Source organism: Achromobacter sp. NCFB-sbj8-Ac1-l (assembly GCF_052695805.1).
This window is the reverse complement of the sequence record NZ_CP199812.1, coordinates 4,649,418-4,668,350: the sequence shown is the minus strand read 5'-3', so window position 1 is coordinate 4,668,350 and position 18,933 is coordinate 4,649,418. Positions and strand designations below refer to the sequence as shown.

Genomic DNA, 18,933 nt, shown 5'->3' with positions numbered 1-18,933 from the left:
CCGTGTGCGTGAGTGTCCTGATTGCTATGACGCGCCACGCGGAAAAAGCGGAACCGTTGCAGCGAAAAAAAGTAAAAAAAGTCAGCGGGCGGGCGCCACCCGGTCGATCATCACCAGCCAAGGGGTCAACATGCGCACCCGGATCGGGAAGCTGCTGGCCAGCAATTGCAGCGCGCGCTCGGGGTCGTCCAGCGGCAGCACGGCATTGACCTGCATGCCGGCCAGCGCCTCGCGGTCGATGCGCATGACGCCCGGCCGATAGCGCGCCAGGGTATCCAGCACGTCGACCAGCGGCTGATCCTGCACCACCAGGCGGCGGTACTTCCAGGCGTCTTCCAGCGCGGCCACGTCCACGGCCGTCGGTTCGCCCAGGCCCTGCGCGGTGATGCGCAAGGCCTGGCCGGCCGACACCTCGCGCCCCGCGCCGCCCGCCGCTTGCCGCGAGGTGGCCCGCACCTTGGATTCCAGCATGGTCAGCACGGTCACGCCGGCCTCGGCGTGCACCACGAAGCGGGTGCCCAGCGCGCGCACCGTGCCCTCGGCCGTGCGCACCGTGAACGGCCGGGCGGCATCCTTGGCGACTTCCACCAGGATGTCGCCGCGCACCAGTTCCACCTCGCGCCGCTGCGGATCGAAATGCAGGTTGAGCGCCGTGCCCGGTTCGAGCGTCACGCGGCTCTGGTCCGACAGGACGTGCGTCTGCCACTGGCCGGCGCCGCTGCGCATGTCGGCCAGCAGATACGACGAGGGATAGAAATGCAGGAACCCCGCCAGCGGCGCGGCCAGCACGCCCGCCAGCGCCAGGGCGGCCATGGCGCGGCGCACGCGGCGGCGCCGACCGGCTGCCCAGCCTGCCCTCAAGCCCGCGTGCAACGGCTGCGTCTGTCCCGCTGCGTCGTCACGCAGCGCACCCAGCTGCGCCAGCACGGACTCCATACGTTGCGCGGCGGCTTCGTGCTGCGGATGTTCGCGCTTCCAGGCGTCAAAGTCCGCCCGCAGCCGTTCGCGTTCGGCCGGACTGGCGTCATCCTCGGTCAGGCGCAGCAGCCACTGGGCAGCTTCGTGCGCGATGGACGGTGTGCCGGCCGCGCTCATGCCTGCACCTGTTCATGGCAATGCACCAGCGCCGACACCAGGTACTTGCGCACCATGCGGTCGGACACGCCCAGTGTCGCGGCAATCGCGGCGTGGGTCTCGCCATCCAGGTAGTGCAGCAGGAACGCCTGGCGCGGCCGTTCGGCCAGCCCGTCCAGGATGGCGCTGATCTGCGCCAGCGCCTGCGAGGTCATCAGGATCTGTTCCGGCGACGGCGCGCCCGGCTGGTCGCGCAGCGCCAGGCTCAGCTCGGCCAGGTAGGCGGCTTCGACCTCGCGGCGGCGGGCCTGGTCGATGATCAGCCGGCTGGCCGTGACCGAGAGATAGGCGCGCGGTTCGTTGACCGCGGCCAGCGCATCGCGCGACGTCAGGATGCGCGCAAAGGTGTCGTGCGCCAGATCGGCGGCGTTGTGCGGGCAGCCCAGCTTCTTCTTCAGCCAGCCCAGCAGCCAGCCGCCGTGGTCGACATACCAGGCATGCAGGTCGGGATCGGGGCGGGACGCGGCCGTGGGCATCGAAAACGCGCAGAGGCGGGTGGGAAAAGAGCCGCCTGGGCAGCCGTTCGGGAAGGGGTTTGGTAATGAAAATAACACTCAATTATATTTGGTCAGCTGGAAATTGCGAACCCACCGCCGGCCGACCGGCCACCGGACAGGTCGTTGTCGCCGCCGCATCCCGTCCATATAGCCGGGAGTAATATGGCGCGTCTGGCGGCCGGCTTTCGTTTGCACGCATCCCCTGCGATGTCTGAGATCTTGAAGCGCCCCGGGCGACAAGAATTCACCAATAAGAAGACAAGGAGCGAGGCAAGTGGAGAAGCAAGAATCAGGCGGCTGGTATTTCGGCTGGAACATCGTCGGCGCCGCCACGGTACTCACCCTGTTGACGGTGGGCCTGCGGATGGGCATCGGGCCGTTTTTCCTGCCCATGGCCGACGGCCTGGGTTTTTCGCGCAGCCTGCTGTCGGGCATCGTCGCGGTCGGCATGCTGTGCTATGGCCTGGGCATGCCGTTGGCCGGCTATCTGGTCAGCGCGCGCGGCACCCGCTTCGTGCTCTTGACCGGCACGGCCATCGTCGTGGCCTCGTCCATCTGGACCGTGTTCGCGCGCGGCCCCCTCGAATTCCTGCTGGCCTTCGGGGTGGCGCTGTCGATCGGCCTGGCCTTCACCAGCCCGGTTGCGCTGACCCCCGTGATCAGCCGCTGGTTCACGCGCCAGCGCGGCATGGCGCTGTTCTTTCTGTCCACCGGGTCCATGGCGGGCATCGCGCTGATGACGCCCACGCTCACCTTTGCCATCTCGGCCGTCGGCTGGCAGGAAACCCTGCTGGGCTTTGCCGTGCTGTTCGCGCTGCTGAACGTGCCCGTGGCGCTGTTCGTCATGCGCGACCAGGCGCCCGAACACACCGACCTGCTGCCGCACCAGATCGTCGAGAAAACGGCCACGGCCAAGGCGGCCGCCAAGGCACCGGACGCCAAGATCGGCGAGGCCGTGCGCACGCTGCCGTTCTGGCAGGTGGCGCTGGGGCTGTTCGCCTGTGGCTTCAGCATGAACCTGCTCGGCACCCACGGCATGCCCATGCTGATGGATCATGGCTTTGACGCCACCACCAGTTCGCTGGGCATCGGCCTCATCGGCCTGGTCGCCATCTTCAGCACGCTGGTGCTGGGCCGCATGTCGGATCAGGTCGAGCGCCGCAACATCCTGGCCACCATCTACCTGGTGCGCGGGCTGGGCTTCTTTGCGCTGGTGATGGTGGGGGCGCACTGGGAACTGTACCTGGCCGCCACCATCGGCGGCGTGGTCTGGGCGGGCAGCATCGCGCTGTCGTCCGCCATCCTGGCCGACGTGTACGGCGTGCGGCTGGTGGGCGTGCTGTACGGCCTGACCTACCTCGGCCACCAGGTCGGCGGCATGATCAGTTCGTGGCTGGGCGGGTGGGCCTTTGAACGATTCCACACGCATTGGGTGGCGTTCGGCGCGGCCGGCGCCTTACTGCTGCTGGCGGCCATCATCTCGATGCAGTTGCCGCGCCGCGGCGCCTTGCGCGCCGTGCCGGCGATGGCGGCGGGCCGGCCCTAGGCGGGCCAGGCCAGGCCTGGCCGGGGTCTGACCGGGTTTTGACCGATCAGCCGGCGTTCAGCCGGCATGCCGGCCCGGCCGATGACCGGGCCCGTTTTTTTCGCCTAGCGGTCTTTCAGCAACGACACCAGTTCGGGCACGTAGCGGTCGCCGCCGCCCTGGTCCACCGCCTGGTCATAGGTGTGCAGCACGGCCGCGCCGATCTCGCGCACCGCGCCCGTCTCGGCGGCCATGGTGTTGTAGTAGGACAGGTCCTTCTGCGCGTTCGACATGAAAAAGCGCAGCGACGACGGGTCCTGTTCGAGCAGATAGGGCTTCAGGCGCTCCAGCGCCACGCCGCCACCGCCGCCCTTGGTCAGCACTTCGGCGAACACGGCCGGGTCGATGTCCGCGCGCAGCGCGCAGGCGGCGGCTTCGGACAGCAGCGCGATCGCGCCGAGCGACACGTAGTTGTGCAGCAGCTTCATGCGGTGGCCGGCGCCGATGGGGCCGGCATGCGTGATGTTCTCGGCAAAGCACGCCAGGATCGGCCGGCATTCCGCGAACAGCGCGGCATCGCCGCCCACCAGCAGGTTCAGGCGGCCTTCGGCGGCTTCCTTGGGCGTGCGGGTCATGGGGGCGTCCAGGAAACGGCCGCCACGCTCGATCACCGCCTCGGCCACCTTCAGGGTGGACGACGGAATCGCGGTCGAGCAATCGATGATGACGGTGCCCGGGCGCAGCCCTTCCAGCACGCCGCCCGGCGACAGCAGCACGGCTTCGACCTGCGGGCTGCCCGTGACGCACAGGATGATCACATCCGACTGCGCCGCCAGCGCCGCGCCATCGGCGCAACTGGTGGCGCCCGCGGCCTTCAGGGCATCCAGGGGCTGGTTGCCCGGGTGTTCCAGCACGGTCAGCGCGTGACCGTGCTTGACCAGATTGCTTGCAATGCCATGGCCCATCAGGCCGATGCCAACCATACCGATTTTCGCCATCTTCCACTGCTCCTGCCTCACGGGCGTTTGTTGTGGCGTAAATCTTACTCTCAGAATTGCGATGGCAGCCGCTGCGGGGGGCGCTGGCTGGCCCCCCCGCCTTCCGCGTGTCAGACGATACGAATGCTCAGTTCCGGCAGGCCGTCCACATGCGCGCGGATCACGTCGCCGCGCACCACCGGCCCCACGTTCTCGGGCGTGCCCGAATAGATCAGGTCGCCGGGGAACAGCTCGAATGCTTGCGACAGCCGCGAAATCTGCTCGGCCACCGACCAGATCATGTGGCTCAGCGTGGCCTGCTGCTTGCGTTCGCCGTTCACCGACAGCCAGATCTCGCCTTCCTGGTAGTGCCCCGTCTGGGCCACCGGGTGGATCGGCCCGATGGGGGCGGCATGGTCGAAGCTCTTGCCGATTTCCCACGGCTTCTTCTGGTCGCCCATGCCGCGCTGCAGGTCGCGCCGCGTCATGTCCAGGCCCAGCGCGTAGCCGTACACGCATTGCAGCGCGTCTTCCGGCGCGATGTCGCGACCGCCCTTGGACAGCGCCGCCACCAGTTCCACCTCGTAGTGGTAATTCTGGGTCAGGGGCGGGTAAGGGTGGTCCGTCACGCTGTCGGGCAGCACCACCTGGATCGCGTCCGTCGGCTTCTGGAAAAAGAACGGCGGCTCGCGCGTCGGGTCCGAACCCATCTCGATGGCGTGGGCCGCGTAGTTGCGGCCGATGCAGTAGATGCGGCGCACCGGAAAGCGCTGCGCGCTGCCGGCGATGGGCACCGTGGTCTGGGCCACGGCAAAAGGGGTCTGGACGGGCTGGGTCATCGCGGGTCTCCTGAAGGTTGCGAGGGTTGCAGCCACTTTACGGTTGCCGCGCCCCGGTGCACTGGAGACGATTACGCAATCCCTGGACGATTCCGTGATTTGCAGGACGGTGCGGTCCCGGACCGCGGCAGATCGCGGCTCGGCGCGGCCGTCCGGCTCACCGGTCCGCGTTGCCCGCCCGCAGGCGTTCACGGTATTCGGTCGGGCTGACCCCTTCCAGCTGCCGAAAGCGACGCGAGAAGTACGCCTCGTCCGCAAAGCCCGCCGCGTGCGCCACCTGGCTGACCTTGCGCGCTGAATGCGCCAGCAGATCGCGGGCCAGCGCCATGCGGCGCTCGGCCACGAGTTCGGTGAAGGTCTTGCCGGTTTCCTTCTTCAGCAGATGCGCCAGGTAATTGGGCGACAGGAAAGCGGCCGCGGCCGCATCGTTCAGCGTCAGGTTCTCGGTGATGTGCGCGCCGATGTGCGCCAGCACGCGCTTGACGCTGCCGCGGCGGCTGCTGCCGGCGTGGTGGCGCGCCATGTGCAGCAGGTCGGCTTCATGGCGCTCGCACACCAGGCCGATCAATTGCAGGATCAGCCCGCGGATCGTCGTCAGCGAGCCAAAGCCGCGGCGCTGGTTTTCTTCGGTCAGGCGCTGGATCAGATCCTGCACCTGCGCAAAACCGGCGTCGTCCAGCTCGAAATCCAGGTATTCCTGAAACAGAAAGGGCGCCAGCGCCGGCGCCTGCGATACCGGCACGTCTTCCAGGTCCAGCGGGTCCACCGTCAGTTCCGGCCACAGGAAACGCTGCGCGAAATTGATGATCACGTAACGCGCGCCCGGCGGATGCGGCACCAGGTGCACCCGGTACGGCAGCACAAAGCTCAAGGAACCGCGCTTGAACGGGCGCACCGTGCCGCTGATGGTCTGGCGGGTATCGCCGTCCAGGTTCACCTGGATCTGAAAGTACTCGTGGCGGTGCGGCTGTTCGAGCGGCTCGCGCACCTGCTGCGCACGGATATCGAAATCGAAATAGTCCGCGCGCTCGGCCATGCCGTAGGTCTTGATGGGGTTCATGCGGGAAACTGGGTGCCGGGCGGTTGATGGCCAGACTGTAGCGCCGGCGCGACGGCCGCGCCAGCGGGCGGCGATATTGTCCGTTCACCGGTCGCCCGGCCGCCGCGCCCGCGCGGCACGGCCGGTTTGCGCTACCGTTGCAGGCTCCGCAGCGGATTTCTCCCTGACACCATGATCGATTCCATCCCCTCCGGCTTTGCGCCCTGGCGCCCCAGCAGCGCCTTCATGCAGCACCTGGCCGACCTCAGCGGCTTTTACCGGCGCGCGGCCGACGACGTGCTGGCCCTGCGCGTGGGCCAGGTCCACGGCAATATGCATGGCATGGCCCATGGCGGCTTTCTGGCCACCCTGGCCGACAGCGCCCTGGGATTCGTCATTGCCCACCAATGCCAGGCCTCGGTCGTGACCGCCCAGATGTCGGTGGAATACCTCAACGCCGTCATGCCCGGCGACTGGCTCGAAGCCCACGTCACCATCGACAAGCGCGGCAAGCGCCTGATCTACGCCACCTGCCGGCTGCTGGTCGACGACCGCCTGGTGCTCAAGGCCAGCGCGGTCTTTGCCGTGCGGCAGGCGGCTACGCCGACGTCGGACGGTTGAGCGGAAGCCCCCCACACCGACGCGCCGACCGGGGATGCCGCCTTCGATCCGTCAGGCGGGGCAACGCCGGTCATGCGCCTACAGATACGGCGTGGCCAGCCAGATCACCTTGTTGCGCAGGCGCTTGGCGAAGGGCGCCTGCTGCAGGTTTTCCAGGGTTTCGCGGCGCGCGTTGCCCACCAGCGCATCGATCTTCGCGCCGATCCAGCGCGCCACGGCGGGGTCGTAGATTTCCGTATCCAGCTCGAAATTGAGCCGCAGGCTGCGCGGGTCCAGGTTCGAAGAACCCACATAGGCCCAGCCGTCGTCCACCGTCATCAGCTTCGAATGGTCGAACATGCCTTGCGAGCGCCACACCCGGCACCCGGTGCGCACCACCTGGTCCAGTTGCGCGGTCATCGCGTAGTCCACCAGCCGCAGGTTGTTCTTGCCGGGAATCACGATGTCCACCACCACCCCGCGGCGCGCCGCCGTGGCCAGCGCGCCGATCAGCGGCTGGTCCGGCAGGAAGTAGGGCGACTGGATGCGCACGTGCCGCTGCGCCACCGCCAGCGCGCCCAGCAGAATGCTGTGGGCGCTGCCCATCGCCCGGTCCGGCCCCGACGGCACGCAGCGCATGGGCACCGTGCCATGGGGCGGCTGCGCGCTGGGGTCGAACCAGGGCGTGGCCGGCAGCGATTCGTGCGTCGTGAAATTCCAATCGTGCGCAAACACCGACATCAGCTGCGTCACGATCGGCCCTTCCACCCGGAAGTGCGTGTCGACATTGGTCGCCGCGCCCGACAGCGCCGTCACGAACGCCGCCCGCACATTCATGCCGCCGGTAAAGCCGATGCGCCCATCCACCACCAGCACCTTGCGGTGGCTGCGCAGATTGGCATAAGGCATGCGCAGCACGCCCAGCGGGTTGGTCATGAAGCGCGCCACCGGCACCCCGCCACGCGCCAGCATCCGCACGATCGGCGGGTGCGAATACTTCGACCCGATCGCGTCGATCAGCACGCGGACCTGCACGCCGCGCGCCTGCGCCTCGATCAACGCGTCGGCCATTTCGCGGCCAATCGCATCGTTGTCGAAGATATAGCTTTGCATCGCAATGGCATGGCGGGCGTTGCGTATGGCCTGCAGCATCGCCGGATACGCCTCGTCGCCGCCCGCCAGCGGCAGCACGGTATTGCCGCCCAGCAGCCGGAAGCGGCTGACCTGGTCGCCCAGCACCTTCAGCGACGCGAACTGCGGGCCTGAAATGGGCGCCACGTCCACGCTGGGCGTCTCCACCAGCGCGGCATCCACCAGCATCGCCTCGTCGCGCTGTTGCGTCATCCGCGTCTTGCGGATGCGGTTGATGCCCGCCACGAAATAGGCCAGGGCGCCGAACAGCGGCGAAAACAGCGCCAGCCCGACCCAGCCGATGGCCGAGCGCACATCCTGCTTGGTCATCGCGGCGTGCACCGCCGCGCCGGCTCCGGCAACCAGGCTGACGCCGAACACCAGGTGCGGCCAGTAGGCGATCAGTAATTCGTGTATGCGATCCATAGCGCCAGCGCGGGCGGGCCTCCAAAGGGTGGTCCAAGGGGTGTGCCAAGCGGCAAGGATAGCAAGGCTGGCGGGCAGGCATGCTGGGGCTGGCCGGGATTGACGGGGCATTGATGGCCGAGCCAGACAGGGCGTTTTACACACGCGAAAAAAACGTGCTAGAATTCGGCCTCTTCGCTGTTGAACACAACGAAGCCGCTGGCAAAATGCGAAAGCAAAATGCGAAAGCAAAATGCGAAAGCAAAATGCGAAAGCAAAATGCGAAAGCAAAATGCAAAACACGTAAGACACGCCGCAAGGGTGTTTGAGTGGCGGCAATAGTTCAGCAGCAAAGAAACCAGTGGTGGCTGTAGCTCAGTTGGTAGAGTCCTGGATTGTGATTCCAGTTGTCGTGGGTTCGAGTCCCATCAGCCACCCCACCAAATTCAAGAGAAAGGCACTTACGCGAAAGCGAAGTGCCTTTTTCTTTTTCGCGGTGCCAGTGCAGCGGTCGCATCGCTGCAACAACACGGCTGCAACAACACGGCTGCAACAACACGGCTGCAACAACACGGCTGCAACAACACGGCTGCAACAACACGGCTGCAGCAATCCTGCGCCAACATCACGGTCGGCAACGCCGCCTCATCACTTTCGTCGTATCGGCATCGCAGGTCCGCCACCGATACGCCGCGTCCCCTCTGCCTCCGTCACGTGCCACACGCGCGTCGCGTGGATCCTGTCGACCGGGGTGCCGCGGCGCATTCACGTCAATGGCCTATTTGTCCGAGCTCGCCGGCCTCGATTTCCAGCGGGATGCCAACCGCGTCATTTTATTCCATATATAAAAATTAATTTTATTAATAAAATTACAATCAAGGGGTTTTCAAACGATTTATCGGTGTTTACCCGCTATTTTCGCCAAAAATAGGGGGCAAGATCGATTTTTTCGTAGCGTTTTTCAATAAAACTTGATTTCATTAGAAAAAACGCGAGTCCGCGCAGGCGACCCGCAACAACGGAGACAACATGAAAATCAAGCGTTCCATCGAACGGATTCCCGGCGGCATGATGCTCGTACCGCTGCTAATTGGGTCCGCGCTGCACACCTTCTGGCCCGACACCGGCAAGTACTTCGGGTCCTTCACCAACGGCCTGATCACCGGCGTCGTGCCCATCCTTGCCGTCTGGCTGTTCTGCCTGGGCGCATCCATCAACCTGCGCGCCACCGGCACCGTGCTGCGCAAGTCGGGTGCGCTGATCGGCGCCAAGCTCGGCCTGGCCTGGGTGGTGGCCTTGCTGGCGTCGCGCTGGCTGCCGGAAGGTGGCATCGCCACCGGCTTTTTCGCCGGCCTGTCGGTGCTGGCGCTGGTGGCCGCGCTGGACATGACCAACGCGGGCCTGTTCGCGTCGTTGATGGAGGAATACGGCACGCGCGAAGAGGCCGGCGCATCCGTCTTGATCGGCATGGAATCCGGTCCGCTGATGACCATGATCATCCTGGGCACGACCGGACTGGCGGCGTTCGAGGCGCATCACCTGGTCGGCGTCGTGATTCCGTTCCTGATCGGCTTTGCGCTGGGCAACCTGGACGAAGACCTGCGCGAATTCTTCAGCCGCGGGCCGCGCATGCTGATCCCGTTCTTCGCCTTTGCGCTGGGCAACACCATCAATCTGTCCGTCATCCTGGATACCGGCTTGCTGGGCATCGTGGTGGCGGTGGGTGTGATGCTGGCGTCGGGCGTGGCGCTGGTGATTTCCGACATCCTGATCGGCGGCGGCCGCGGCACGGCGGGTGTGGCCGCGTCCAGCACGGCAGGCGCTGCCGCTGCCACCCCCAGCCTGGTCGCCGCCGCGGCGCCGCAGTTTCAACCGTGGGCGCCGGCAGCGACCGCCCTGGTCGCGGCATGCGTGGTCATCACCGCCTTGCTCGTGCCCATGCTGACCGCCTTCTGGGCAAAGCGCATCGCCCCGCGCGTGCGCCGGGGCAAGGCGCAAGCCGTGCCGGTGATGCGGGCCAGCGAGGTGTGATTTGGGTTGGAGCGTGAGGCTTGGATTCCCGCCTTACGCTGCCGACATCTCGTGCTCTGCTGCCATCGCTAGAAATGCGGAGCGTGACAGATGGCGCGCCTTGGCGACCTCATCGATACGATGCACGAGGTATTCGGGCAGGCTGATGTTCAGCCGAACGGCTTTAGTACTGATCTTGGATAGGTCGATCTCGACCATCATCCAGAAGCCGGCTTTGTAGTCTGCGTGTTTTGACCACTGGTCAGGAGTCGACGGGGGAGGGATATGCTCCGTTTCGCCGAAAAAATGAGCTTCTACGGCTTCTTGAGCCGCGCGTGGCAGATCTTGCAAATCATCGGCACCGGCGAAGCATCCGGGAAAATCCGGAAAGGACGCCCCAAAGGCGCTGTCTTTATCCTTTTGCACGTAGATCGGATAGAGCATAGGGTTCTCCGTGACAGGCTTTTATCGCAGGCCGGCTTGCTTCAGGATGCTGCGCTGAGTTGCTAGCGGCAGATCTTTCTTGGGATGCGGCACGGTGACCTTGCCAAGTTTGATCGGGTGCTTGAATTGGTGGTGGGAGCCCACGGTGTGCACTAAGTACCACCCGTCCGCCTTCAATTGCCTGATAAGGTCTGCGCTAGTCATTTGTGTATTTATACACAAGGCGTAATCATACACAATAATCGTTCGGTCTGAGTTTGTATGATGAATCACCTGTCGCGCCATTCGCCTGGGCGCATAGCCCAGACATCAGGCCTTCAAGTGCTCGTACAGAATAGTGGCCCCGATCCCGATCAGCGCCAGTCCCCCCAGCACTTCCGCGCGCTTGCCGGCGACGTTGCCGACCAGACGGCCGATCATGACGCCCAGGGTCACCATCAGCAAGGTGGCCAGGCCGATCGCCAAGGCGGTGACGACGATGTTGTTGTCGATGAACGCCAGGCTCACGCCCACCGCCATGGCGTCGATGCTGGTGGCGAAACCCGTGGCGGCCAGCAGCCAGAACGAATGGCGGCCGACGGGGGCGGCATCTTCCTTGTCCGCGCCCAGGCCGTTGCGGATCATCATCGCGCCCAGGATACAGAGCATGCCGAAGGCGATCCAATGGTCCCAGTCCTGCACGAACTTCGCGGCCATCGAGCCCAATGCCCAGCCGATCACGGGCGTGATTGCTTCGATCACACCGAAGATCAGGCCGGTGCGCAAGGCTTCGGACAGGCGGGGTTTGTGCAGCGCGGCGCCTTTGCCGATCGCCGCCGCGAAGGCGTCGGTGGACATGGCGAAGGCCAGGACTATCGTGGAAAGGGCATTCATGCGAGAGAAGCTCCGACCGGGCGAAACGCATAGACTTTTTCCCTATCGCCCGGTCAGAAGCTACGGAAAAGTCCATGGTCTCGCCAAACCGTATCGGTTGTTTGCGCCATGGCCAGGGGGGCCAAGAATGTTGACGCAAACGCTTCCGGACGGGGCCGGAAGAGGCTACTCCCCAAAGAGGAACGCCAGTTTACCAAAAGGCGCGTGGCGCGGGTGTGACAGCGCCGGGCGCCAGGCTCAGGTCAGCCGCGCCCCGTTGGGCACGTCAAGCTCGGGCGTGACCAGCACGGTGTGGTCGGCGTCGTCCGCCAGCCCCAGCACCAGCACTTCGGAACGCACCGGGCCCACCTGGCGCGGCGGGAAGTTCACGATGCCCAGCACGCGCTTGCCGGGCAGGTCTGCCAAGGCGTAGCGGCCGGTGATCTGCGCCGAGCTTTTCTTGACGCCGACGCCGGCGCCGAAATCGATGGTCAGCTTGTAGGCCGGCTTGCGCGCTTCGGGAAACGGATCTGCGGCGATGATGGTGCCCACGCGGATGTCGACCTTCATGAAGTCATCGAAGCTGACGGTCGGGGCGGGCGGCGTGTTGGGGTCTTGGGTGTAGTGCATGGCAGGAATTCTAGGCCAGATCGATGCCGCCGCGCGTCACGGATGCAGCCAGCAGGTCTTGCAGGTCGACCACGGCAATGCGCCCGTCTATCGTGCCGACCGCCAGGCGTTCGTCGCGTGCGTCCATGGCGTAGATCACGGTGGCTGCGCCTTGCATGCGGACCCTGGCATCCAGCCGCACGCCCCCCGTCAGCGCGTCGATCAGCATCAGCCGGCCGTCCAGGAATGCCGCGATCACCAGCCCGGCGGCCGCCAGGATCATGGTGGGCGACGCATGCGTGGCATGGCGCCACGACAGCAGACCGCGCGTCAGGCTTTTGCGGTAGATGAAACCGCTGTAGGTCCTGTCGACCGTGGGCGTGTAGTGCTTGCCGGCGATGACGACGCCGGGCCCCTGTTCGTCGTCGACATACGCGCCGCGGCATTCCATCGCATGGCTGGCGTGCGTGCCATCGGGTTGCAGCAGCGGCCACAGGCGCTCGATGCTGCCGTCGGCATGCACGATGCACAGGTGCTTGCCTTCGTGCGAGCTGGGCGGCGTGCCCTGCACGGCGAACAGGTGCGGGGCGCCGTTGATGCCGATGTAGTGGTTGAAGCAGTCGTAGTGGCCGACGTCCAGCCGCTGTTGCGTTGCCAGCGTGGCATCCAGCTGCACGTCATGGGCGCGCGGGCGCGTCGGGCCCATGCGGTCCTGGCGTCCCAGCAGGCGGCCGTCGCTCGCGATCGAGAAGGTGTATTGGCCAGCGTAGTCGTGCACCGCGACCAGGGCGTCGCCCCGCAGGGCATACAGGCGGGAATCGCGGCGGAACCGGTCGCCGGGATCGGGTGGGGCCACGGCATGCACCGTGACGGCTTCTGCGCGCAGGATTTCGGCGCCGTGGCCGCCGCCCTCGTGACGGGCGACCAGACGCCCCTGCGCGTCGTAGCGGTCCAGCAGGCAGTTGTCGTGCGTGGCGCCCAGGGCGTCGGCATTCAGCCACGCGAGATCCCAGATGGCCCCGCGCAATCCCAGGTCGGGTACGCCCAGCCAATCGGCCAGGCGGTCGGCGGCATCAGGGGCGGGCGTCGGTGCGCCGCCTGTCGTGGCCGTGGCCGGGTCCAGTGTCAGTGTTTCGGGCGACCGCGCATGCCAGGCCGCGTCTGAATCTTCGATCTGGATGGGGAACACGGTGTCCAGTACCTGGTTCCAGGCGCCGTCGGGGTCGTATTCCTGGTCGCCCCATTCTTCGTCCCAGGGCCGGACCCAGGCGTGCACGTGGCTGCCATCGTCGCTGTAGCGGCAACGCACGACTTCGGGAATCGCCGCGTAGGGGCGGCGGCTGTTGCCGCTTTGCCAATTCCAGAAGGCCAGGTCGCCTTCGAACAGATAGCCGCCGTCGTAGCTGCCCGCCCCGATCACGACGACGGGTTCGGTGGGATGGAACGCCACGTCGTTGACCGGCAGGCGCAGCGCGTCGTACACCGCGAAGGGGGCCGGCTCGCCCTGCCGGTACAGGCCGACGCGATAGCGCAGCGCGGCACCGCCATAGGCCGCCCGTGCGCGCGGCGTGGCCAGCAGTGGAAATACCGAAGCCACCGCGGCGATGTCGCCGGCAGGACTGAAGAAGACACCGGTGATATTGCCTGCACCGTGCAAGGCCGGGTTCATGAACGGGATCGGCGTCGCGTCCATGACCGGACTCAAGGCGTGCGCAGCAGTGGCGAATCGAACATCGCGGCGGGCGAGATGATCGGTTCTTCCCAGGGAATGGCGTCGCCGTAGCGCTCTCGCATCTTGGCGCGCACGGCTGGGGCAGTCAGATCGAATTGCTTCAGCGGTTGCAGCGCGCCGATCTCGATGCCGAGCGCGCGCTGATAGGTTTTCCAGACCAGTTCCGAGCAATAGATCTTGTCGTCCGACCAGCCGAACGCGGCGTCATACGGCTTGCCCGCATAGGTGGCGCCCATGGCGGCCAGGCGGTCGCGTCGCGCCGGCGTCAGTTGCGAGGGATCGCGCAGGCGCTTGACCACGTAAGCGCCGCGTTCGCCTTGCGCGGCCCAGGTTGCCAGCGGCGTGTAGCGCACCGTGGCAGCGGCTTCGAGCACGTAGGGGCGGCCTTGCCGCAGCACGATCATGCCCATGTGGCTGTAGGGAGAGTGGGTGGCCTGCTGCACCGCCAGGCTTTGGGCGGAACGTGACTGCTGGAACACCAGGTCGCCGGTCTGGACGTCGGGGGCGGCCACCACAGCCAGGGAGACGGCGCAGAGCGCGGCCGCGGCGGTACGGCAAAGCCAGGCGATGATGAAAGGGCGCATGGACAGGTGAGCGGGGTTCAGCCGCGCATCATGATTTGGCCGCGGCGGCGGCGGTCTTCTTGCTGCGCGGTTTGGCGACGGGCGTTTTTTCGGCGACGGGCGCGTCGAACTCCTGTTTGTTGCGTTCGCCCCGTGGGGTGTTTTCCGGATGGGGCTTGGGAAACGCCCAGGGCTTGGTCTTCTGATCCATTGCTAGTACTCCTTGCACAGGCGGAACAGTAGCATTTGCCGCGGCCGTGGGTAAGTGAGGGTTGACGTCAATATTCATCACATCGTGATATGAGAAAACGGGAATGCGCGGCGGTTGGCGGCTGGCCTTGAAAGGTGGCAGCAAGCTTGGCGATGGCGCCGGTGGCCACGCAGGCCTGCCGGGCTGTCGCAAGGCCGGCCATGCGGACCGGCCTTCTATGGACCGCCGCGGCGGCGACGGGTTCAATCGACGGCGGCGCGCAGTGTGCTGCTGGCGCCAGACCGCTGCTGGCCGCGGGGCCGCGGCGCGCAATTCTACCTTGGCTGCGAAAGACGATGCGTCCGATATTGGCCATGACACGTCATGTCCCGCTCACGGCAGGTCGGCGTGGCCGGGTCCGGATGCGGTCGGATGGCGGTCGTCGCGGTCGTGCCCGATCGTCGATCGCGGTTCGCATCGGCGCTCTCGCGGGTTTACCCCTTTGGTAGCAACCCGTATCAGCCCAATGGTGTCATCCGGCCGCCAGGTCAGCTCATCCTTCTGCGCGCCGCACGCCGCAATCGCGCCGGTATGCGCGGGACTACGATGGGGGCGTGCACATAGGGAGGAAACTATGGACACGACCAAAGAGTGGTACGCCGCCGTCAAGGAATGGCAACGCGCGCGGGACGAGCTCACCGCCGCCGTCGCCGCGATCAAGTGGCCCAATCCCACGCCGGGATGCCTGGACACCTATGATCGCGCCTACGAACATGAAACCGCCGCGCGCGAGCGCATGAACCAGGCCTACGAGCGCGTCCGACGATAAGCCTTGCACGCAGTTGCTACACTGCCGCGCATGACGCAACTTCCCTCATCCCCCCTGACGATCCGGCCGGCCCGAACGGCCGACGCCGCCGCCATCGAGGACGTGCTGACGCGCACCTACGAAGGCACCTGGCAACCGCAGATGACGCCGGAGAAATACCGGTATTTCCTGGACTCGGGCAAGATCCCCCAATATGTCGCGGCGCGTGGCACGCTGTTCCATGTCTGCGAGGTCGATGGCCGCGTGGCCGGCATGGTCGATTGGGAGAAAAACTTCATCTGGGCCCTGCACGTGCATCCGGCCGTGCAGCGGCGCGGCGTGGGCGCGGCGCTGCTGGCCCTGGCCGAAGACGGCATGCGCGCGGCCGGCTTTGCCGACGCCCGTCTGGAAACCGACACCTTCAATACCCAAAGCCGCGCGTTCTACCGCAAGCACGGCTACGCCGAAATCGACACCTATCCCGACGAGGAATGGGACAGCGGCTTCACCACGGTGCTGCTGGTGAAGGCATTGGCGGGCTGACTGTCCGGGCGGTCAGCCCTTGGGCAGGCTTCCCGGTGTGAACGCCCGTGTCACGGGCAGGTGCCCGTCGGCAGGTGTTGTGGCTCCATGAATTGGCGGCCATATGGCTCTGGTTATGGAGCCAGGCTGGCGCTATCGTGTGTTTTTCCCCGACATCACACATCCCTCTGCGCCATGTACCTGCCGTCCGCTTTCCGCGAAGATTCGCTCGAGGTCCAGCACGATTTCATCCGCGCCCACCCGCTGGGCGTGCTGATGACCAGCGGGGAGGGCGGGCTGATGGCCAACCACATCCCCTGTCTGCTCTATCCCGAAGGGCCGCACGGCGTGTTGCGCCTGCACATGGCCCGGGCCAATCCGCAATGGAAGGAACTGGCCGCGGGCGCGGAATGCCTGGTGGCGTTCCATGGCGCGCAGGCCTACATCACGCCGTCCTGGTACGCCACCAAGGCCGAGACGCACAAGGTCGTGCCCACCTGGAATTTTGTTGCGGTGCACGTATGGGGCACGCCGGTGATCCACGATGATCCCACCTGGGTGCGCGCGCAGATCGGCGCGCTGACCGAGGCCCAGGAAAAAGCGCGGGTGCAGCCCTGGCGGGTCGACGATGCACCCGAAGACTTCATCGCCGCGCAGATGCGCGCCATCGTCGGCGTCGAAATCGCCATCACGCGCATCGAGGGTAAATGGAAGGTCAGCCAGAACCGCACGCCGGCGGATCGCCAGGGCGTGGCCACCGGTCTGGCCGACGAGCAGGGCGATGCCGTCATGGCCGGTCTGGTGGCGCGCCGCGGCGGGCTCGACTGAGCGCATCGGCCGCGCTGCGGATGGCCCCACCGCCGTCCCGCAGCCGTGCGGTCAGGCCATCACGGGAGCTTGCCGCCGCGCCGAGGCGCCACGGCCCCATGTGAGGCACGCGATCGCCGCCGCCTGCACGCAGGCGGCCACGGCCAGGAACCAGAACATCGACCGGTCCGCTTCGCCCGAGACCGACCGCAGCACGCCGAATACGGCCGGCGCAAACGCATAGGCGCCTTGCGACAACGCCACGATCAGCGGCACCACCCGCAGCGCGTCTTCGCGCGCGAATTCCGTCTGCGCAATCAGCGGCGGCAACGACGTGGCATTGCCGATGCCCGAGCCGAACAGCACCACGCCCACCCACACCGCCCACATGTGGTCGGCCGCCAGCATCAGCACCAGCGAGCCCGCGATCTGTGCGCCATAGGACACGCAAGCGACCTTGCGGCGATCCGCGGTCGGCGGCATCAGCCACCCGACCAGGCTGCGCCCGGCGATGGCGCTGGCCGTAGCCAGCCCCATCGCGATGCCTGCGGTCTGTGCGCCCAGCAGCGGCGCCAGGAGCGACAGCAGGTGCGCGATCAGACCGATCTGCGCAAACAATCCCAGCGCCATGCCCGCGCCCAGCGTCAGGAAGGCGCGGTCGCGCCACAGCCTGGGCACGCGCGCCATCGTGTTGATCGCCGCCTGCGCGGGCGCGTCCGCCGCGGCGCCATCGGGCAACTGGCCCAGTTGCTGCGGCGTGACGGCAAACACCTTGCGCGCCAGCACGGCGATCACCAGCACCATCGCCGCGCCGACCCACAGCGCCGCCTGCGCGAAACCATAGCCCGCGATCAGGAACACCCACAGCGGTGAAAACACGATGCCGCCCACGCTGGCGCCGTTGTAGGCCATGCCCAGCGCCGTCGGCCGGCGCCTTACGAACCATGGCGCGATCAGCGCGTTGACCGCCGCCGCGCCCAGCGTCACCCAGCCCATGCCCGACAGCAGCGCCGCCGCGTACAACTGCCAGGGCGCGTCCGCCCGCGCCCAACCGGACACGCCCAGCGCCAGGGACACGGCGCCCGTCAGCGTCACGGCCGGCAGGCCCCAGCGCCGGTACAGCCGCGGCAGATTGGCCACCACCAACGTGCCGCACAGGAAATGCAGCGTCACGGCAGCCGACACCAGCGCCACGCTCCAGCCGGTGCGTTGCACCACGGCATGCAGGAACACGGGCGGGCCGTAGAAACCGACGCCCCAGCCGAACACGGCCAGGACGAAGGTGGCATACAGAACCTTCCAACCGAAAAAACGCGAGGCGTTGCGCATGATGGGGCCGGCGGCAAGGCCGGCTGTCTTGTTGAGATGACTCGCAGTATGCTTGGCCCTGTACACAACACTTTGGTCGTGGCCGAATTATGGAATCCAAGTTCGCCGACATCAATCTGTCGGCCGTTGCCGGCGCCATCGCCGATCCTGCCCGTGCGCGCATGCTGTGCGTGCTGCTGGACGGCCGTGCGCGCACCGCCACTGAACTGGCCGCCGCCGCCGACATCGGCGCGTCCACCGCCAGCAGCCATTTCCAGCGGCTGCGCGACCAGGGCCTGGTCGAGCTGGCGGTGCAGGGCAAGCATCGCTACTACCGCCTGGCCAATGCCGAAGTGGGCCAGGCGCTTGAAGCCCTGCTGGTGGTCGCGGGCGCCGAACGCACCCCGTTCAAGCCCAACACGCCGTCGGCGTTGCGCGAGGCCCGCACCTGCTACGACCACATGGCCGGCACGCTGGCCGTGCGCATCCACGATGCGATGCTGGCGCGCCAGTGGTTGGCGGCCGACGGCCGCGACTACGTCTTGACGCCGCTGGCCGAGGCCTCATTGGCGCAAGTGGGCGTGGACGTGGCCAAGGCGCGCCAGCGTCGCCGCCGCTTCGCCTGCGCCTGCCTGGACTGGAGCGAGCGCCGCTCGCACCTGGGCGGCGCGCTGGGCGCCGCACTGCTCGAGGCGCTGCTGCAACGCGGCTGGGTCGACAAGGACCTGGACTCGCGCGCCCTGTCGGTCACGCGCAAGGGCGCGCGCCAGTTCCCCGCGTTCTTCGGCATGCCGGACCAGGTGCCCGCGGACCGGGCCGACTGGACGCGGCCGGGCGATTCCGCGGCAGCCTGAGGTTCTATGACATCTTGCCGCCTGCACTTGCGGGCGGCACAAACACGGGTTTTTTCATCGGGCATTTGCCCTGTACAGGAGGTGGCC

At 66.7% G+C, this 18,933-nt stretch carries 22 protein-coding genes, 1 tRNA gene and 1 riboswitch; of the genes, 9 read left to right on the top strand and 14 right to left on the bottom strand.

The annotated features are described in order from the left end of the window. Positions 1-81: 81 nt before the first annotated feature. Entirely contained in the window at positions 82-1,095 is a 1,014-nt protein-coding gene (locus ACUDP5_RS21345) for a FecR family protein (RefSeq protein WP_445657140.1), read from the bottom strand. Next, positions 1,092-1,610 (bottom strand): sigma-70 family RNA polymerase sigma factor, encoded by a 519-nt coding sequence (locus tag ACUDP5_RS21340; protein WP_445657139.1) that lies wholly within the window; start codon positions 1,608-1,610, stop codon positions 1,092-1,094. The genes ACUDP5_RS21345 and ACUDP5_RS21340 overlap by 4 nt, the downstream gene beginning before the upstream one ends. A 295-nt stretch (positions 1,611-1,905) precedes the next feature. Between ACUDP5_RS21340 and ACUDP5_RS21335 the strand changes: the two genes are divergently transcribed. Continuing rightward, positions 1,906-3,177, top strand: a complete 1,272-nt coding sequence (locus ACUDP5_RS21335; RefSeq protein WP_445657138.1) for an MFS transporter — start codon at positions 1,906-1,908, stop codon at positions 3,175-3,177. A gap of 104 nt (positions 3,178-3,281) precedes the next feature. Here the strand turns inward: ACUDP5_RS21335 and ACUDP5_RS21330 are convergent, their stop codons facing one another. The 3 genes from ACUDP5_RS21330 to ACUDP5_RS21320 form a co-directional block, all read right to left on the bottom strand. Then, positions 3,282-4,154: an NAD(P)-dependent oxidoreductase gene (locus ACUDP5_RS21330; protein WP_263912233.1), complete on the bottom strand. Its 873-nt coding sequence runs from the start codon at positions 4,152-4,154 to the stop codon at positions 3,282-3,284. A 110-nt stretch (positions 4,155-4,264) separates the two neighbouring features. Beyond that, complete coding sequence (locus ACUDP5_RS21325) at positions 4,265-4,972, bottom strand: fumarylacetoacetate hydrolase family protein (RefSeq protein WP_445657137.1); 708 nt, start codon at positions 4,970-4,972, stop codon at positions 4,265-4,267. A gap of 157 nt (positions 4,973-5,129) precedes the next feature. Further along, on the bottom strand, positions 5,130-6,032 hold the full coding sequence (locus tag ACUDP5_RS21320) for a helix-turn-helix transcriptional regulator (protein WP_445657136.1): 903 nt from the start codon (positions 6,030-6,032) through the stop codon (positions 5,130-5,132). A 171-nt stretch (positions 6,033-6,203) separates the two neighbouring features. Here ACUDP5_RS21320 and ACUDP5_RS21315 point away from each other — a divergent pair, with 171 nt between their 5' ends. After that, positions 6,204-6,632 (top strand): PaaI family thioesterase, encoded by a 429-nt coding sequence (locus ACUDP5_RS21315; protein WP_263912228.1) that lies wholly within the window; start codon positions 6,204-6,206, stop codon positions 6,630-6,632. A gap of 78 nt (positions 6,633-6,710) precedes the next feature. Here the strand turns inward: ACUDP5_RS21315 and ACUDP5_RS21310 are convergent, their stop codons facing one another. Next, positions 6,711-8,168 carry a phospholipase D-like domain-containing protein gene (locus ACUDP5_RS21310; protein ID WP_263912227.1) on the bottom strand — a complete coding sequence of 486 codons (1,458 nt, stop codon included), beginning with the start codon at positions 8,166-8,168 and terminating at the stop codon, positions 6,711-6,713. A gap of 80 nt (positions 8,169-8,248) precedes the next feature. Here ACUDP5_RS21310 and ACUDP5_RS21305 point away from each other — a divergent pair, with 80 nt between their 5' ends. The 3 genes from ACUDP5_RS21305 to kdgT all read left to right on the top strand — a co-directional run bounded on the left by ACUDP5_RS21305 (position 8,249) and on the right by kdgT (position 10,178). Then, entirely contained in the window at positions 8,249-8,476 is a 228-nt protein-coding gene (locus ACUDP5_RS21305; RefSeq protein ID WP_445657135.1) for a hypothetical protein, read from the top strand. A gap of 35 nt (positions 8,477-8,511) precedes the next feature. Next, positions 8,512-8,587 (top strand) — tRNA-His (locus ACUDP5_RS21300). A gap of 589 nt (positions 8,588-9,176) precedes the next feature. Beyond that, a complete protein-coding gene (gene kdgT, locus ACUDP5_RS21295; RefSeq protein ID WP_445657134.1) occupies positions 9,177-10,178 on the top strand; it encodes a 2-keto-3-deoxygluconate transporter in 1,002 nt (333 codons plus the stop codon). A 33-nt stretch (positions 10,179-10,211) separates the two neighbouring features. Here kdgT and ACUDP5_RS21290 read toward each other — a convergent pair whose 3' ends face one another. From ACUDP5_RS21290 to ACUDP5_RS21260, 7 genes are all read right to left on the bottom strand, one after another. Continuing rightward, positions 10,212-10,601: a type II toxin-antitoxin system HicB family antitoxin gene (locus ACUDP5_RS21290; protein WP_445657133.1), complete on the bottom strand. Its 390-nt coding sequence runs from the start codon at positions 10,599-10,601 to the stop codon at positions 10,212-10,214. Between the two features lie 21 nt (positions 10,602-10,622). After that, on the bottom strand, positions 10,623-10,805 hold the full coding sequence (locus ACUDP5_RS21285) for a type II toxin-antitoxin system HicA family toxin (protein ID WP_263912221.1): 183 nt from the start codon (positions 10,803-10,805) through the stop codon (positions 10,623-10,625). Positions 10,806-10,910: 105 nt separating this feature from the next. After that, on the bottom strand, positions 10,911-11,474 hold the full coding sequence (gene mntP, locus ACUDP5_RS21280; RefSeq protein ID WP_445657132.1) for a manganese efflux pump MntP: 564 nt from the start codon (positions 11,472-11,474) through the stop codon (positions 10,911-10,913). An 11-nt stretch (positions 11,475-11,485) separates the two neighbouring features. Beyond that, a riboswitch (yybP-ykoY riboswitch) is annotated at positions 11,486-11,655 on the bottom strand. A 56-nt stretch (positions 11,656-11,711) separates the two neighbouring features. After that, positions 11,712-12,083, bottom strand: coding sequence for a tRNA-binding protein (locus tag ACUDP5_RS21275; RefSeq protein ID WP_263912218.1), 372 nt, complete (start codon positions 12,081-12,083; stop codon positions 11,712-11,714). A 10-nt stretch (positions 12,084-12,093) separates the two neighbouring features. Further along, entirely contained in the window at positions 12,094-13,755 is a 1,662-nt protein-coding gene (locus tag ACUDP5_RS21270; RefSeq protein ID WP_445657131.1) for a hypothetical protein, read from the bottom strand. A gap of 8 nt (positions 13,756-13,763) precedes the next feature. Continuing rightward, on the bottom strand, positions 13,764-14,378 hold the full coding sequence (locus ACUDP5_RS21265; RefSeq protein WP_445657130.1) for a YiiX family permuted papain-like enzyme: 615 nt from the start codon (positions 14,376-14,378) through the stop codon (positions 13,764-13,766). Positions 14,379-14,406: 28 nt separating this feature from the next. Beyond that, positions 14,407-14,568: a hypothetical protein gene (locus ACUDP5_RS21260; RefSeq protein ID WP_445657129.1), complete on the bottom strand. Its 162-nt coding sequence runs from the start codon at positions 14,566-14,568 to the stop codon at positions 14,407-14,409. A gap of 613 nt (positions 14,569-15,181) precedes the next feature. On the opposite strand from ACUDP5_RS21260, the gene ACUDP5_RS21255 reads away from it, so the two are divergent. The 3 genes from ACUDP5_RS21255 (at position 15,182) to ACUDP5_RS21245 (ending at position 16,705) form a co-directional block, all read left to right on the top strand. Continuing rightward, the gene (locus ACUDP5_RS21255; protein WP_445657128.1) at positions 15,182-15,376 is read left to right on the top strand and encodes a hypothetical protein; all 195 of its coding nucleotides are present in this window, start codon (positions 15,182-15,184) and stop codon (positions 15,374-15,376) included. Between the two features lie 30 nt (positions 15,377-15,406). Further along, positions 15,407-15,898: a GNAT family N-acetyltransferase gene (locus ACUDP5_RS21250; RefSeq protein ID WP_445657127.1), complete on the top strand. Its 492-nt coding sequence runs from the start codon at positions 15,407-15,409 to the stop codon at positions 15,896-15,898. A gap of 174 nt (positions 15,899-16,072) precedes the next feature. Further along, positions 16,073-16,705 (top strand): FMN-binding negative transcriptional regulator, encoded by a 633-nt coding sequence (locus ACUDP5_RS21245; RefSeq protein WP_263912208.1) that lies wholly within the window; start codon positions 16,073-16,075, stop codon positions 16,703-16,705. Positions 16,706-16,756: 51 nt separating this feature from the next. Here ACUDP5_RS21245 and ACUDP5_RS21240 read toward each other — a convergent pair whose 3' ends face one another. Then, entirely contained in the window at positions 16,757-18,013 is a 1,257-nt protein-coding gene (locus ACUDP5_RS21240) for an MFS transporter (protein ID WP_445657126.1), read from the bottom strand. Between the two features lie 89 nt (positions 18,014-18,102). On the opposite strand from ACUDP5_RS21240, the gene ACUDP5_RS21235 reads away from it, so the two are divergent. Continuing rightward, positions 18,103-18,846, top strand: coding sequence for an ArsR/SmtB family transcription factor (locus ACUDP5_RS21235; RefSeq protein WP_445657125.1), 744 nt, complete (start codon positions 18,103-18,105; stop codon positions 18,844-18,846). Positions 18,847-18,933: the final 87 nt, after the last annotated feature.